Annotated in this window: 1 protein-coding gene; it reads left to right on the forward strand. The window is 55.2% G+C overall.

Translation table 11 applies throughout. From position 1 onward, the window contains the following. On the forward strand, window positions 1–453 hold a 453-nt coding region (locus PROAA_RS10465), incomplete at both ends, for a DUF748 domain-containing protein (RefSeq protein ID WP_186411287.1).

Raw genomic sequence — 453 nt, forward strand, 5'->3', positions numbered from 1 at the left:
CGGGAGGGCGCCGAGATCTTTGCCGGTTTCGATAGCCTGTATCTGAACCTTGAGTCCAGTTCCTTGTTCCGGGGTGGTCCGGTACTAAGCGAGATTCGTCTGGCGAAACCCAAGCTCAGGGTCGTGCGCTTGACGGACAAGCAATACAACTTCTCCGACCTGTTTGACGAGTTCATGGCCAAGCCGAAGAGCGACGGTCCGACACCGCCTTTTTCTCTCAACAACATTCAGATTACGGATGGCGCAGTCGAATTCGACGATCGCCCGGTGGACGAAAAGCATGTTGTCAGTGACATCAATCTGAGCTTGCCCTTCATTTCAAGCATGGCGTATGCGACTGACAGTGTTGTAGAGCCGTCGTTTTCGGCGAGTGTCAATGGGGCGCCGCTGGCGATCAATGGCAAGAGCAAGCCGTTCGCCCATTCGCTGGAAACCGAGCTGGCGCTTGATCTT

Source organism: Candidatus Propionivibrio aalborgensis (assembly GCF_900089945.1).
In the GTDB taxonomy this organism is placed as follows: domain Bacteria; phylum Pseudomonadota; class Gammaproteobacteria; order Burkholderiales; family Rhodocyclaceae; genus Propionivibrio; species Propionivibrio aalborgensis.